Source organism: Sphingomonas epibiotica, assembly GCF_039615155.1.
In the GTDB taxonomy this organism is placed as follows: Bacteria; Pseudomonadota; Alphaproteobacteria; order Sphingomonadales; family Sphingomonadaceae; genus Sphingomonas.
Genome location: NZ_JBDGHY010000006.1, coordinates 275702 through 290065, shown reverse-complemented (window position 1 = coordinate 290065; position 14364 = coordinate 275702). Strand labels below are relative to the sequence as shown.

The window sequence follows — 14364 nt, the reverse complement described above, 5'->3', positions numbered from 1 at the left end:
CGCCGAGCGAAAAACGCAGGTGTCCGGGCACCGCCAAACCGGGTGCCACAGCCCTGCCATAGCGTAAAAGCGCGCGGCCCCAAACGAATTTCGCCGTTGCAATCGTTCCGGTGGCCGCGAACCTCGCGATTATCTTGCGGTTATGTGGCGAAGACGGCACAGAATCCTCGCATGGACACCATCTTGGCGCTTGTCGCCGATCCGACTGCCTGGGCAGCCTTTTTCACGCTGGTCGTGCTCGAAGTCGTGCTCGGCATCGACAATCTCATCTTCATTTCGATTCTGTCGAACAAGTTGCCGGCGCATCAGCAACAACTGGCGCGGCGAATCGGTATCGGTCTCGCGCTGGTCATGCGACTGTTGCTGCTGTCGATGATCGCCTTCATCGTCTCGCTGACCAACCCGGTATTCGACCTGGGTATTCAGGGCCGGCCCGACGGCTATGGCCGGCCGAGCTTCGAAACCGCCTTCTCATGGCGCGACCTGATCCTGATCGCCGGCGGTCTGTTCCTCGTGTGGAAGGCGACCAAGGAGATTCATCACACGATGGATGACGAACCCACCGGCGAAGCGCTCGACAAACAGGGCAAGACCGCGTTGTCGTTCGGATCGGCGATCGCGCAGATCGTCGCACTCGACATGGTGTTCTCGATCGATTCGATCCTGACCGCGGTCGGCATGACCGACGAAGTCCCGATCATGATGGCGGCGGTGATCGTGACCGTCGGCATCATGCTGGTCGCCGCCGATCCGCTGGCGCGCTTCATCAATGCCAATCCGACCGTGGTCATGCTGGCGCTCGGCTTCCTGCTGATGATCGGCGCGGTGCTGATCGCCGACGGCTTCGGCGTGCATGTGCCCAAGGGTTATATCTATGCCGCCATGGCCTTCTCGGCCGGGGTCGAGACGCTCAATATCGTCTCGCGCCGATCCAAGGCAAAGAAGCGAGCAGCGCGCGAGGCCATTGAGCGCGCCCCCTCCAACCGCTAGGCGCATTCGATGACCGTTTATTTCCACGAAGAAGATCTGCCCGAAGGCGTCTTCGCCCCCGGCGCCGACATCGCCGTCGATACCGAGACGATGGGCCTCATCACCCCGCGCGACCGGCTGTGCGTCGTGCAGCTGTCAGACGGCGGCGAGGACCAGCATCTCGTCCGCTTCAACCCCGGCAGCGACTATGCCGCCCCGAATCTGAAGGCGGTGCTTGCCGATCCGGCGCGGGTGAAGCTCTATCATTTCGGCCGGTTCGACCTCGCCGCGATCCAGCATTACCTCGGCGTCACCGCCGGCCCGGTATTCTGCACCAAGATCGCGTCGCGACTGGTCCGCACCTACACCGACCGCCACGGGCTGAAGGAACTGGTCCGCGAACTGCTCGGGCAGGAACTGTCCAAGCAGCAGCAATCGTCCGACTGGGGCGGTCCGGTGCTGTCCGATGCGCAACGCGACTATGCCGCCTCCGACGTCCGCTTTCTCCACGCTCTGCGCGAGGAACTGGCCAAGCGGCTGGCGCGCGAAGGCCGCACGCATCTGGCGCAGGCCTGTTTCGATTTCCTGCCGCACCGTGCCGCCCTCGATCTCGCCGGCTGGCCCGAGACCGACATCTTCGCGCATATGTAAGGGACGCCGATGTCGGAAATCGCCCGCCAGGAACGCTCTCGCCGGCAACGCCGTGCCGCGCCCGGCAGCGCGCATGATCGGCTGATCGCGGTGCTGATGGTCGCGCTGCCGATCGGCATCGGCGTGCTGGCGGCGTTTCTGGTGATGGCGCCACTATTCATGCGCGGCGATACCAGCTTCGTGCTCGACAAGAACAAGGTCGATGTCGCGCAGGAACGGATGCGGCTGCGCGCCGCCGAATATCGCGGACAGGATGCCAAGGGCCAGCCCTTCGTCATCGATGCCGGGTCGGCGGTGCAGAAAAGCTCGGCCGAACCGGTCGTGCAGCTGCAGGAACTGGCCGCAGCCATCCGCCTGCCCGATGGCCCCGCCCGCCTGACCGCGCCGCGCGGCCGGTACGACATGCGCGACGAACAGGTCGATGTGAACGGCCCGATCCGCTTCCGCGCGGCGGACGGCTATACGCTCGATACCAACGACGCGACCGTCGACCTGAAGACCCGCCGCCTGCAAAGCGGCAGCGCGGTAACCGGCACGACGGCGATGGGCACGTTCAGCGGCGACCGGCTCGATGCCGATCTCGAGTCGCGCACCGTGCGGCTGACCGGCAATGCCCGCTTGCGTATCGACCCGGCACGCACGAAATAGCCGCGATGATTCGTCAAGCGCTACCGGGCCTTATCGCCACCTTCGGCTTCCTCGCCATTGCGGGTTCGGCTCCGGCGCAGACGCGGCATGATTCGAACGCGCCGATCGATTTCTCGGCCAATGCCATAGAGTTGCAGGATCGCGCCAACCGCGCGGTGCTGACCGGCGGGGTGACCATCCGCCAGTCGACCATGACGCTGACCGCCGACCGCCTCGTCGTCGCCTATACCGGCCAGATTACCGAAGGCGCCTCGCCCCAGGCATCGCGCATGGACGCGACCGGCAACGTCACCGTCACCCGTCCCGATCAGACCGCCAAATCGCGCTTCGCCGTCTATGACGTCAACCGCCGCGTCGTGACCATGATCGGCGGCGTGCAGTTGACGCAGGGGGCCAACACCCTGACCGGCGGGCGGCTGTCGATCGACCTCGACACCGGCCGCGCGACGATCGACGGCTCGGGTGTCGGCACGACCCGTGCCCCCGACGGCTCGGTCCAGCAAAGCGGTGGCCGCGTCACCGGTCGCTTCTCGGTACCCCGGCGCAACTAATCGCACTTTCCGGGCGGGTCGGTGATCGGACCTTTGCTTGCATACGCCTTTCATGCAATATTCCTGCCAATCGAACCGTCCTAACGGTACGGTAACTATTGCAATGCGATCAGGACGCTGCCGATGACCGACACCACCCTGTTGTCCCGCAGCGCCGATGCTGTCCCGGTCCACGAACTGCCCTCCGACACGGGGCTGTCGGTCGTGTCGATCGCCAAATCCTATGACAAGCGGGTCGTGCTGTCCGACGTGTCGATGTCGGTCGGGCGCGGCGAAGTCGTTGGACTGCTCGGACCCAATGGCGCGGGCAAGACGACCAGCTTCTATTCCGCCATGGGCCTGGTGAAGCCCGATGCCGGCCGCATCCTGCTCGATGGCGAGGATATCACCGCGCTGCCCATGTATCGCCGCGCGATCCTCGGGCTGGGCTATCTGCCGCAGGAAACCTCGATCTTTCGGGGCCTGTCGGTCGAAAAGAACATCCTCGCCGTGCTCGAACTCGCCGAACCGGACAAAGCGGCGCGTGCCGCGCGGCTCGAACAGCTGCTCGACGAATTCGGACTGACCCGGCTGCGCACCGCATCGGCGATGGCGCTGTCGGGCGGCGAGCGGCGCCGCGCTGAAATCGCCCGCGCGCTCGCGGCCAATCCGACGATCATCCTGCTCGACGAACCCTTTGCCGGCATCGATCCGATCTCGATCGCCGACATTCGCGATCTCGTGATCCAGCTCAAGTCGCGCGGCATCGGCGTGCTCATCACCGACCACAATGTCCGTGAGACGCTCGAAATCGTCGACCGCGCGTACATCATCTATGACGGCCGCGTGCTGTTCGCCGGATCGCCGGCCGAACTGGTCGCCGACGCCAATGTCCGCCGCCTCTATCTCGGCGAAGGCTTCGAACTCTAACCGCGATGAGCCTCGCCCCGCGCCTCGACCTGCGCCAGTCGCAATCGCTGGTGATGACGCCGCAGTTGCAGCAGGCGATCCGCCTGCTCGCGCTGTCGAATCTGGAGATCGAAGGCTTCCTCGCCGAGGAGATCGAAAAGAACCCGCTGCTCGAATCGGGCGGCAGCGACGATGACGGCCCCGCGCCCGAAGCGCCCGAACCCGCTCCTTCCGGCGAACCCGCCGGGTCGGACGAACTGCTTGGCCTCGGCGCGGCAAGCGGCGAGTCGCTCGACCTCGATCTCGGCGACACCTTTCATCATGACAGCGCCTCGGACGGCGTCGGCTCGCTCGACGGCGGCCTTGGCCTCGCCGCGACCGGGGCGGGCGGCTATGAGGACGCGCCCGATCTCGACGCGCTGGCCAGCGCCGATGTGTCGCTGGTCGACCATCTGCTGCAACAGGCCGGGGCCTGCGTGTCCGGCGCCGACCTGTTCATCGCCAGCGCGATCATCGACCAGATCGACGATTGCGGCTATCTGTCGGGATCGCTGCTCGACATCGCCAACCGCCTCGGCGTGCCGCTCGCGCGCGTCGAATCGGTGCTGACCATCGTCCAGACCTTCGACCCGAGCGGTGTCGGCGCGCGCAGCCTTGCCGAATGCCTTGCGATCCAGGCGCGCGAGGTCGACCGCTACGATCCGTGCATGGCGCGGCTGCTCGACCATCTCGATCTTCTGGCACGCGGCGCGCTGCCGCAACTCCGCCGGATCTGCGAGGTCGATGAGGAAGACCTTGCCGACATGATCCGCGAATTGCGCGGCTATGATCCGAAACCCGGCTGCCGCTTCGGCGGCGAACGCACCCAGTCGGTGGTCCCCGACCTGTTCGTCGCGCCGCGTGGCGACGGCTGGGCGGTCGAGATCAACGGCGCGACGCTGCCGCGCGTGCTGGTCAATCGCGGCTATTTCGCGGAACTGAGCGCAGGCGGCACCAAATCGTCCAAGGCATGGCTGTCCGACTGCCTCGCCAGCGCCAACTGGCTGGTAAAGGCACTCGACCAGCGCCAGCGCACCATCCTGAAGGTCGCGACCGAGATCGTGAAGCAGCAGGAGGCGTTCTTTCGGCAGGGCGTCGCCCATCTTCGCCCACTGACGTTGGCGAAGGTGGCGGAGGCGATCGAGATGCACGAATCGACGGTCAGTCGCGTGACGTCGAACAAATATCTGTCCTGCCCGCGCGGCCTGTTCGAACTGAAATTTTTCTTCACCTCCGCCATTCAATCTGCCGACGGTGGCGAGGCGGTATCGGCGCTCGCGGTCAAGGAAGCGATCCGCACCCTGATTGCAGGCGAGGATCCGAAGAAGATCCTGTCCGACGACACGTTGGTCGAACTGCTCAACGCCAAGGGCTTCGACATCGCCAGGCGGACGGTCGCGAAATATCGCGAGGCGATCGGCCTGGGGTCGTCGGTGCAACGGCGGCGGCAGAAAGCGCTCGGCGGGTAAGGCTTTCCTACAGGGGACGGCGGCGGCAGGATCGCGGGCGCTCTTTCCTGCCGTAGATTCCGCCGCCCTGCCGACAGGGCAAGGTCATGCGCGACGCAAAATGCGCACGAGTGTGAACTTTGTGAACTTTGGCCGTCGCCAATTAGCTAAGTGCTTCAGATCCCACCAGCCGTTCAATTCGAGCAGCTTCGAGCGAAGTCGAAAAGCGTCCGTCGAGAACGCGCCCGCTTTGGGCACCGCCTTCTCGACTACGGTTCTCGGCGAACTCGAAGCGAACGGGGAAGAATGATTGGATACATCGTGCAACCGTTCGTGCTGAGTAGGGGCTGAGCGACGTCGAAGACCCGTATCGAAGCACTTGTGGCACGGGTCCTTCGATATGCCATTTCGACAGGCTCAATGGCTACTCAGGACGAACGAAGCGGTTGCCGTTCTCTTCGCAGAGCCGCGTTCTCGACGGACGCTTCTCGACTTCGCTCGAAGCTGCTCGAACCAAACGGGATGCAAGCGAGCGCCCGCTAAACGTCCAGCTTTTCATAATCCGCCGGCGGCGGCACGCCTTCCATTCGCTCGGCCAGCAGCGGCCGGAAACTCGGCCGGCTCTTCATGCCGACATACCAGCGCTTGGCGAGGTCGTGGGTCTTGAAGTCGATCCCGCCCAGATAGTCGGCAATCGAAATCTGCGCCGCCGCCGCAAGATCGGCGAGGCTCATCGTCGCGCCGCCGATCCACTGCCGGTGATCGAGCAGATAGTCGATATAGTCGAGGTGCTCGACCGCCGCCTTCATCGCCTCGCGCAGCACGCGCGTATCCGGGGTCTGGCGGTGGACGATGCGCTTCTCCATCCGCTCCATCAGCAGCGGGCCGGTAATCTCGCGATAGAATTGGGTGTCGAACCACGTCACCAGCCGCCGCTGTTCGGCGCGGTCGGCGGCGCTGCCGTTCAGCATCGCCGGCCTGTCGCCCGTCTCCTCGATATATTCGCAGATCGCCATCGAATCGATCAGCCGGATGCCCGCCGCTTCGTCGATCATCACCGGCGTCTGTCCCGCCGGGTTCAAGTGCAGAAACTCGTCGCGCCGCGTCCAGGGCGATTCACGAACCGGTTGATAACCGATACTCTTTTCCGCGAGCAGCAGACGGACCTTGCGCGAGAAGGGACATAACGGGAATTGCAGGAGCTGCCACATGGCTTCGTGTTAGGCGGCACGGCTGCGGTGCGGAAGGGGATTCGTGTGGGATTACTGATTGCGCTGCTGTGGCTCGGTGCCGCGATCCTGCTGGTCCGCATATCAACCCTACCGTTGGTCCATGCCGCCGCGATCGTCTGCGCCGGGATCGCCGGCACCACCCTGCCCGATCTCGACCTGTTGCTGCCGATCGGCCACCGCAGCGCCCTGACCCATTCGCTGCTGCCGCTCGGACTGGCGCTGTGCGCGCGCCACTGGCGTCCGGTCATGGCCGGATTGGCGATCGGCATCGGCCTGCATCTTGCCGCCGATGCCTTCCCCAATGCGATGCGCGGCTTCGCGACGGTGAAGCTGCCGGGCTTCGGTTCGCTCGGTGTTTCCGGCTCTTATGCTTGGCTGGGCGTGCAGGCGGTGGTGGCGACCCTTGCCGGCGCCGTCCTGCTCGCGGCAACGCTGCCGGTCGGCCTTTCCCTCGCGACCGCGCTGGTCCTGACGCTGATCGGCGTCGCCTATCTGTTCGCCACCGATGGCGGCTGGTGGGCCCTCGGCTGCTATGCCGCGCTTGGCTGGATTGCGATCGGAGGCAATCGAAATGCCGCCTCGGCATCAGACGGATCAGCCTAATTGTCTATCCGCGCACGCCATCTTTTCGGCAGGAGTATACGATCCGGAAACCGTTGCGCGCCACGATAATGCGATGGAAGCAACCTTTACCCTTACTGCCGACTCAGGGTCGGGGATCTTGCGGATCACGATGAGTGGGTTCTTCGAACCCCCGGATATCGCCCGCCTCAACGCCGCGATCGGCGACGGGGTGGTGCGACTGAACACCGCTCCCAACCAGCATCGGACGCTAGTCGATATGCGGCATGTCGATATTCAATCGAGCGAAGCCGTCGCCGAGTTTCAGCGCATCCTCGCCAATCCGCGTAACGCGGCGTCTTGTATCGCATTCGTGGTCGCGAAGTCGCTGGCGGCGATGCAGGTCCGCCGCGCGGCAGCGGGGCGCGTCGCCCGCTATTTCGATACTATCGAGGCGGCCGAGGCATGGCTGCGCTCGACCGAGCTCGACACGGCGCCGCGACGATCGGTCGGCTGACCGTCGCGGCGCGTTGGTTCAGGCGGCGGCGACCGCCTGTCCCGGTTCGCCCGCCGCATCGTCGAGCAACTGGTGCGGCAGCCGCGTCAGCATCTCCTTGGGCACCACCTGCCAGAAGCGGCCCTTGCACCGGTCCCAATCCTCGAGGATCGCCCCCGACCAGCGGCTGTCGGTCGCGGCGTGGTGCTGTTCCACCAGGTCGCGCAGGGTCGCTTCCCAATGTGTCGAGCCGAGCCGGTGCAGCGTAATGCTCTCCGGGTTGTAGTGCCGCTCAAAGCTGTCGTCATGGTCGTAGACGAACGCCATGCCGCCGGTCATCCCTGCGCCGAAATTCGTGCCGGTCCGCCCCAGCACCACCGCGACGCCGCCGGTCATATACTCGCAACCATTGGCGCCGCAGCCCTCGACCACCACCGTCGTGCCGGAATTGCGGACCGCGAAGCGTTCGCCCGCCTGTCCCGCCGCGAAGAGCCGGCCAGAGGTCGCGCCGTACAGCACGGTGTTGCCGACGATCGTGTTCTCATGGCTCTTGAGCGGCGACGACACCATCGGCCGCACCACGATCGTCCCGCCCGACAACCCCTTGCCGACATAGTCGTTGGCGTCGCCGAACACTTCGAGCTTGATACCCTTGCACAGGAACGCGCCGAGGCTCTGCCCCGCGCTCCCGCGCAGCCGCACCGTCACATGGCCATCGGCCAGCTTCGACATGCCGAAGGTCCGCGTGATCTCGCTCGACAGGCGGGTACCGACCGCGCGGTGGGTGTTGCGCACCGAATAGGTCAGCTGCATCTTTTCGCCGCGCGAGAACACCGCCGCCGCATCCTTGATCATCTGCGCATCGAGGCTGTCGGGCACGTCGTTGCGGAACGTCGACAGGCTGAAGCGCCGCTGGCTCTCCTCGGCATCGACCTTCGCCAGGATCGGGTTGAGGTCGAGATCGTCGAGATGCTCCGCCCCACGGCTGACCTGCCGCAGGAACTCGGTCCGCCCGACCACCTCGTCCAGCGACCGCACGCCCAGCCGCGACAGGATCTCGCGAACCTCCTCGGCAATGAAGGTCATCAGGTTAATGACCTTTTCCGGCGTGCCGGTGAACTTGGCGCGCAGCCGCTCGTCCTGCACGCACACGCCGACGGGACAGGTGTTGCTATGGCACTGGCGCACCATGATGCAGCCCATCGCGACGAGGCTCAGTGTGCCGATGCCGAACTCCTCGGCACCCAGGATCGCGGCGGCGACGATGTCGCGCCCGGTCTTGAGCCCGCCATCGGTCCGCAGCACCACCCGCCCGCGCAGGCCGTTGAGGGTCAGCGTCTGGTTGACCTCCGACAGCCCCATTTCCCACGGCGTACCGGCGTACTTGATCGAGGTCTGCGGGGACGCACCAGTCCCGCCGACATGGCCCGACACGAGGATGACGTCGGCATGCGCCTTCGCCACACCCGCCGCGACCGTGCCGATGCCGGCCGAGCTGACCAGCTTCACGCACACCCGCGCCTTGGGATTGATCTGCTTCAGGTCGTAGATGAGCTGTGCCAGATCCTCGATCGAATAGATGTCGTGGTGCGGCGGCGGGCTGATCAGCGTCACCCCCGGCGTCGCATGGCGCAGCTTGGCGATGAACTCGGTCACCTTGAAGCCGGGCAGCTGCCCGCCCTCACCGGGCTTGGCGCCCTGCGCGACCTTGATCTCGATCTCGTCACAGGCGTTGAGATATTCGGCGGTGACGCCGAAGCGGCCCGATGCCACCTGCTTGATGACCGAATTGCCGTTATCGCCATTCTCGTACGGCTGGTAGCGGATCGAGTCCTCGCCACCCTCGCCCGACACCGCCTTCGCGCCGATGCGGTTCATCGCGATCGCCAGCGTCTCATGCGCTTCCGGGCTGAGCGCGCCCAGCGACATGCCCGGCGTCACGAAGCGCTTGCGGATCTCGGTGATCGCCTCGACCTGATCGATCGGCACGCCGGTATCGGGGAAGTTGAATTCCAGCACGTCACGCAGGTAGACCGGCGGCAGGTCGCGCACCCCGCGCGAAAACTGCATATAGGTCGAATAGCTGTCGGTCGCGACGGCGGTCTGGAGCAGGTGCATCAGCTGCGCCGAATAGGCATGCGCCTCGCCACCGCCACGCTGGCGATAGAAGCCGCCGATCGGCAGCGTCGCCACCGCCGTATCGAACGCCGCCTCATGCCGCTGCGTCGCGTTGACGTGCAACGAGTGATAGCCCTCGCCCGAAATCTTCGCCGGCATGCCAGGGAAGAAGTCGTTGACCAGCGCACGGCTGAGACCGACCGCTTCGAAATTATAGCCGCCGCGATAGCTGGAGATCACCGCGATCCCCATTTTCGACAAGATCTTCAGCAGTCCCTCGTCGATCGCGGTGCGATGGCGCTTCAGCGCCTCGTCCATGCTGATCTCGCCGAACAGGCCGCGCGCATGGCGGTCGGCGATCGCGGCTTCGGCCAGATAGGCGTTCACCGTCGTTGCGCCGACGCCGATCAGCACCGCATAATAATGGGTGTCGAGGCATTCCGACGACCGCACGTTGATCGACGCGTAGGAGCGTAGCCCCTTGCGCACCAGATGCGTATGGACGGCGGCGGCGGCCAGCACGCCGGCGATCGGCACCTTGGTCGCGTCGAGATGCTCATCGGTCAGGAACAGCTCGCTGCGCCCCTCGCGCACCGCCTGTTCGGCCTGTGCGCGGATGCGGGCGATGGCGGCGCGCAGCGCCTCCGGCCCCTCACCCGCCGGGAAGGTGCAGTCGATCTCGGCGGCCTGGGCGCCGAAATGCGCCTTCAACCGCAGCCAGTCGGTGTTGGTCAGCACCGGGCTGTCGAGCACCAGCACCGCGCTGCCCCGGTCGGCGGCATCGAGGATGTTGGCCAGATTGCCGAACCGCGTCTTGAGCGACATGACGTAGCGCTCGCGCAACGGGTCGATCGGCGGGTTGGTGACCTGCGAGAAATTCTGGCGGAAGAAATGGCTGATCAGGCGCGGCTTGTCGGAAATGACCGCCAGCGGCGTATCGTCGCCCATCGACCCGATCGCTTCCTTGGCCCCTTCGACCATCGGCGACAGGATCAGCTCCATGTCCTCCAGCGTCTGCCCAGCGCACACCTGCCGCCGCGCCAGTTCGGCACGGTCGTAGCGCAGCGGCTCGGCGGTGGCGGCGGGCAGGTCGTCGATGGTCAGGAACTTGCCGGTCATCGCGGCATAGTCCGCCTCGCCCGCAATCTTGTCCTTGATCGCACGGTCCTTGTAGAGCTTGCCCTCGCCCAGATCGACGGCGAGCATCTCGCCCGGCCCCAGGCGGCCTTTCTCGACTACCGTCGCTTCGGCGACCGGCACCATGCCCGCTTCCGACCCGACGATCAGCAGCCCGTCGCCGGTCAGCGTATAGCGCAACGGACGCAGCGCGTTGCGGTCGAGACCCGCGACCGCCCAGCGGCCATCGGTCATCGCCAACGCGGCGGGGCCGTCCCATGGCTCCATCACGCTCGCGAGGTAATCATACATCGCGGTATGCGCTTCGGGCATGTCGGCGGCACCCTGCCACGCCTCGGGCACCAGCATCAGCTTGGCGGTCGGCGCGTCGCGGCCCGACCGGCAGATCGTCTCGAACACCGCGTCCAGCGCCGCCGTGTCCGACGCACCGGCCGGAATCACCGGCTTGATATCCTCGCTGCGCTCACCGAACGCGATGCTTGCCATCTTGATCTCGTGGCTGAGCATCCAGTTCTTGTTGCCGCGGATCGTGTTGACCTCACCGTTATGAGCGAGGCAGCGGAACGGCTGCGCCAGCCACCATTGCGGGAAGGTGTTGGTCGAATAACGCTGGTGGAAGATCGCGACACGCGATTCGAAGCGTTCGTCGGTCAGGTCGGGATAAAAATCCGACAGGCTCTCGGCGAGGAACAGCCCCTTGTAGATGATCGAGCGGCACGACAGCGAACAGAAGTAGAAGCCGGTGATCTGCGCGGCGATGATCCGCTTCTCGATCCGGCGGCGGACCAGATACAGGTTCTTCTCGAACTCGGCCTCGTCCATCTCTTCCGGCGCGGGGCCGGCGATCATGATCTGCTCGATCTCGGGCCGCGTCGCCTGCGCCTTCATGCCGATGACCGACACGTCGACCGGCACCTGCCGCCAACCATAGATCGACCAGCCTGCCTCGATGATCTCCGATTCGACCAGGGTGCGGCAGGTTTCCTGCGCGCCCAGATCGGTGCGCGGCATGAACACCATGCCGACCGCGAGCCGCGCGTGCAGCGGCTTGTGCCCGGAGGCAGCGATCGCATCGTCGAAGAACCGGTGCGGCAGATCGACATGGATGCCGGCACCATCGCCGGTCTTGCCATCGGCATCGACCGCGCCGCGGTGCCACACCGCGCGCAACGCATCGATCGCCGACTGTACGACGCGGCGCGACGGCTTGCCATCGGTCGCGGCGACCATGCCGACACCACAGGCGTCGCCCTCGAACTCGGGACGGTACATGCCTTCGGTGGCGAGGCGGAGGCGTTCGGAGGTCATGTCGGTCATGCCGCAAACCCTTTCTTGGAAAGATACGTTACGATGGCTGTGACGATCGACTGCAACTGCGTCGCGGCATCCCAGCATTGATTGACCCGGCGGACCTGCTCCGCCTCGTCGATCGGATATTCATGGACCAGTCGGTTGCGCAGCAGCGTCAGGTCGACCCAGTGATCGGCATCGTCGACGAACCGGCTTTTTTCCATCCAGTTCGCAATATCGCGCCGGGTCATCGTCGCGGTGTCGAGCAATTCCCAGACGGCGACCAGTCGGACCAGCCGCGCGATCATGTCTTGCAACTGCTCGACACGTTTGAGCAGGGCGATCGATGCGACCCGTTCGATCAATGGCAGCGTTTCCAGTTCCGACACCGCGGTCGGCAGATGCCCCGACAAGAGTGGCCGTAGCTCGTCGATACCGTCCGACAGGCGTCGGCACCTGAGCAAGGTCGAACGCAGGACCGCATCGGTATCGGTCATGGCAACATCACCGCTTGCGGCGCGACCATCCGAGCGAAATCGGACCATTCGCCCGATCGCGGCGCGAAGACGACGTCCACCTTCTGCTCGTCGATCCGCTCGAACAGGCGATCGCGAAACCGGTCGGCCAATGCCTCGGTCGCCATGCTCGCCTCGACCTCGACCAACAGATCGATATCCCCGCCGCGTAGGTCGTCGCGTACCCGGCTGCCGAACAGGCGCACGACGACATCCTCGCCGAACGCTTCACGCGCCGCCGTCTTGATCGCCTGCACCTCGTTCGGCTTCAGCCTCATGCTGCGACCCGCGCCGCCTTGGCCTTCGCCTTGAGATAGGCGTGCATCCGCTCGGTAACGTCACGCCCGTCGCGGATCGCCCACACCACGAGCGAGGCACCGCGCACGATATCGCCCGCCGCGAACACGCCATCCAGCGAAGTCATCATCGACTTGCCGTCGACGCGCACCGTGCCCCAGCGGGTGACGCCCAGTTCGGGCGCATCGAACAGGGTCGGCAGATCCTCGGCATCGAAGCCCAGCGCCTTCACCACCAGATCGGCGTCGAGTACGAATTCGTTGCCCGGATCGGTCTCCGGCGCACGACGGCCCGAGGCGTCGGGCGCGCCCAACCGCATGCCGGTCGCTCGGACCTGCACCACTTGGCCATCGCGATCGTCGAACGCGGCGGGGGCGGAGAGCCAGACGAACTCGACGCCCTCTTCCTCGGCATTGGCGACCTCGCGCTGCGATCCGGGCATGTTGGCGCGGTCGCGGCGATAGAGGCACTTTACCGACTTCGCCCCCTGGCGGATCGCGGTACGGACACAGTCCATCGCGGTATCGCCGCCGCCGACAACGACGACATTCTTGCCTACCGCGTTCAGCGAACCGTCGTCATAGGCGGCCACGCTGTCACCGAAGCCGATCCGGTTCGACGTGGTCAGATAGTCGAGCGCATCGACCACGCCACCGCTGCCGACGCCCGGCGCCTTGATCGCACGCGGCTTGTAGACGCCGGTCGCGATCAGGATCGCGTCGTGCTTTTGCCGGAGTTCGTCGAGTTTCGCGTCGCGGCCGACCTCGAACCCTTCGTGAAAGACGATACCGCCTTCCTTCAGCCGCTCGACGCGGCGCATGACGACCGGCTTTTCGAGCTTGAAGCCGGGAATGCCATAGGTCAACAGCCCGCCCGCCCGGTCGTACCGGTCATAGACATGCACTTCGTAACCGAGGTTGCGCAGCCATTCCGCCGCCGCCAGCCCCGCCGGGCCTGCCCCGACGATCCCGACCGACTGGCCGCGTACCGGGCCGACCGCGACCGGTTCTACCCAGCCATTCTCCCACGCGGTGTCGGTGATGAACTTTTCGACCGACCCGATCGTGACCGCGCCGTGCCCCGAAAATTCGATGACGCAATTGCCTTCGCACAGCCGGTCCTGCGGACAGATGCGCCCGCAGATCTCGGGCATGGTCGAGGTGCTGTTCGACAGTTGATACGCTTCCTGCAACCGCCCCTCGGCAGTCAGGCGCAGCCAGTCGGGGATATGGTTGTGCAGCGGGCAATGGACCGAGCAATAGGGGACGCCGCATTGCGAGCAGCGTCCCGCCTGATCCTCGGCGGTCGGCGGTGCGTAGCGCTCCGCGATCTCGCGAAAGTCTTCGGCGCGCAGTTCCGGTTCCCGCTTGGCCGGATAGGCCTGCGGACGCGAAACGAACTTCAGCATTGCTTGATCGGCCATAATGCCCTCCGACCGTTCGGAAAGCATATTTTGACGGCGGAGTCACGCAATAAACCGTCGGTAGGTAAGAATTACTGACCTTATTACGCAGCGTGACCGTG

The 14364-nt window shown here is 65.4% G+C and carries 13 protein-coding genes; 8 read left to right on the top strand and 5 right to left on the bottom strand.

The window, feature by feature from the left end:
• The first annotated feature begins 171 nt into the window (after nt 1-171).
• The 6 genes from AAIO73_RS14005 to rpoN all read left to right on the top strand — a co-directional run bounded on the left by AAIO73_RS14005 (nt 172) and on the right by rpoN (nt 5215).
• A complete protein-coding gene (locus AAIO73_RS14005; protein WP_345878817.1) occupies nt 172-990 on the top strand; it encodes a TerC family protein in 819 nt (272 codons plus the stop codon).
• A 9-nt stretch (nt 991-999) separates the two neighbouring features.
• Nucleotides 1000-1620 carry a ribonuclease D gene (locus AAIO73_RS14000; RefSeq protein WP_345878816.1) on the top strand — a complete coding sequence of 207 codons (621 nt, stop codon included), beginning with the start codon at nt 1000-1002 and terminating at the stop codon, nt 1618-1620.
• Between the two features lie 9 nt (nt 1621-1629).
• Nucleotides 1630-2268, top strand: a complete 639-nt coding sequence (gene lptC / locus AAIO73_RS13995) for an LPS export ABC transporter periplasmic protein LptC (RefSeq protein WP_345878815.1) — start codon at nt 1630-1632, stop codon at nt 2266-2268.
• A 5-nt stretch (nt 2269-2273) separates the two neighbouring features.
• Complete coding sequence (locus AAIO73_RS13990) at nt 2274-2819, top strand: LptA/OstA family protein (RefSeq protein WP_345878814.1); 546 nt, start codon at nt 2274-2276, stop codon at nt 2817-2819.
• 123 nt (nt 2820-2942) lie between these two features.
• Nucleotides 2943-3728, top strand: coding sequence for an LPS export ABC transporter ATP-binding protein (gene lptB / locus AAIO73_RS13985; RefSeq protein WP_345878813.1), 786 nt, complete (start codon nt 2943-2945; stop codon nt 3726-3728).
• 5 nt (nt 3729-3733) lie between these two features.
• Entirely contained in the window at nt 3734-5215 is a 1482-nt protein-coding gene (gene rpoN, locus AAIO73_RS13980; protein ID WP_345878812.1) for an RNA polymerase factor sigma-54, read from the top strand.
• A gap of 518 nt (nt 5216-5733) precedes the next feature.
• Here rpoN and AAIO73_RS13975 read toward each other — a convergent pair.
• A complete protein-coding gene (locus tag AAIO73_RS13975; protein WP_345878811.1) occupies nt 5734-6405 on the bottom strand; it encodes a glutathione S-transferase family protein in 672 nt (223 codons plus the stop codon).
• Between the two features lie 45 nt (nt 6406-6450).
• Between AAIO73_RS13975 and AAIO73_RS13970 the strand changes: the two genes are divergently transcribed.
• Both AAIO73_RS13970 and AAIO73_RS13965 read left to right on the top strand, forming a co-directional pair.
• Nucleotides 6451-7029, top strand: a complete 579-nt coding sequence (locus tag AAIO73_RS13970) for a hypothetical protein (protein WP_345878810.1) — start codon at nt 6451-6453, stop codon at nt 7027-7029.
• Between the two features lie 130 nt (nt 7030-7159).
• Entirely contained in the window at nt 7160-7504 is a 345-nt protein-coding gene (locus tag AAIO73_RS13965; protein ID WP_345878809.1) for a hypothetical protein, read from the top strand.
• 18 nt (nt 7505-7522) lie between these two features.
• Here AAIO73_RS13965 and gltB read toward each other — a convergent pair whose 3' ends face one another.
• Genes gltB through AAIO73_RS13945 form a run of 4 tightly spaced genes read right to left on the bottom strand, consistent with a single transcriptional unit; the run spans nt 7523 to nt 14263 of the window.
• Nucleotides 7523-12055, bottom strand: coding sequence for a glutamate synthase large subunit (gltB, locus tag AAIO73_RS13960; RefSeq protein ID WP_345878808.1), 4533 nt, complete (start codon nt 12053-12055; stop codon nt 7523-7525).
• A complete protein-coding gene (locus AAIO73_RS13955; protein WP_345878807.1) occupies nt 12052-12525 on the bottom strand; it encodes a hypothetical protein in 474 nt (157 codons plus the stop codon). The genes gltB and AAIO73_RS13955 overlap by 4 nt, the downstream gene beginning before the upstream one ends.
• Nucleotides 12522-12821 (bottom strand): nucleotidyltransferase domain-containing protein, encoded by a 300-nt coding sequence (locus tag AAIO73_RS13950; protein ID WP_345878806.1) that lies wholly within the window; start codon nt 12819-12821, stop codon nt 12522-12524. Before AAIO73_RS13950 ends, AAIO73_RS13955 begins: the two co-directional genes overlap by 4 nt.
• Complete coding sequence (locus AAIO73_RS13945; protein ID WP_345878805.1) at nt 12818-14263, bottom strand: NAD(P)-dependent oxidoreductase; 1446 nt, start codon at nt 14261-14263, stop codon at nt 12818-12820. The genes AAIO73_RS13950 and AAIO73_RS13945 overlap by 4 nt, the downstream gene beginning before the upstream one ends.
• Between the last annotated feature and the right edge of the window lie 101 nt (nt 14264-14364).

Excerpts from the sequence above, each read along its gene's own strand:
- AAIO73_RS14005 (WP_345878817.1), top strand. The coding sequence starts at position 172 with ATGGACACCATCTTGGCGCTTGTCGCCGATCCGACTGCCTGGGCAGCC.
- AAIO73_RS14000 (WP_345878816.1), top strand. The coding sequence starts at position 1,000 with ATGACCGTTTATTTCCACGAAGAAGATCTGCCCGAAGGCGTCTTCGCC.
- lptC (WP_345878815.1), top strand. The coding sequence starts at position 1,630 with ATGTCGGAAATCGCCCGCCAGGAACGCTCTCGCCGGCAACGCCGTGCC.
- AAIO73_RS13990 (WP_345878814.1), top strand. The coding sequence starts at position 2,274 with ATGATTCGTCAAGCGCTACCGGGCCTTATCGCCACCTTCGGCTTCCTC.
- lptB (WP_345878813.1), top strand. The coding sequence starts at position 2,943 with ATGACCGACACCACCCTGTTGTCCCGCAGCGCCGATGCTGTCCCGGTC.
- rpoN (WP_345878812.1), top strand. The coding sequence starts at position 3,734 with ATGAGCCTCGCCCCGCGCCTCGACCTGCGCCAGTCGCAATCGCTGGTG.
- AAIO73_RS13975 (WP_345878811.1), bottom strand. The coding sequence starts at position 6,405 with ATGTGGCAGCTCCTGCAATTCCCGTTATGTCCCTTCTCGCGCAAGGTC.
- AAIO73_RS13965 (WP_345878809.1), top strand. The coding sequence starts at position 7,160 with ATGAGTGGGTTCTTCGAACCCCCGGATATCGCCCGCCTCAACGCCGCG.
- gltB (WP_345878808.1), bottom strand. The coding sequence starts at position 12,055 with ATGACCGACATGACCTCCGAACGCCTCCGCCTCGCCACCGAAGGCATG.
- AAIO73_RS13955 (WP_345878807.1), bottom strand. The coding sequence starts at position 12,525 with ATGACCGATACCGATGCGGTCCTGCGTTCGACCTTGCTCAGGTGCCGA.
- AAIO73_RS13950 (WP_345878806.1), bottom strand. The coding sequence starts at position 12,821 with ATGAGGCTGAAGCCGAACGAGGTGCAGGCGATCAAGACGGCGGCGCGT.
- AAIO73_RS13945 (WP_345878805.1), bottom strand. The coding sequence starts at position 14,263 with ATGGCCGATCAAGCAATGCTGAAGTTCGTTTCGCGTCCGCAGGCCTAT.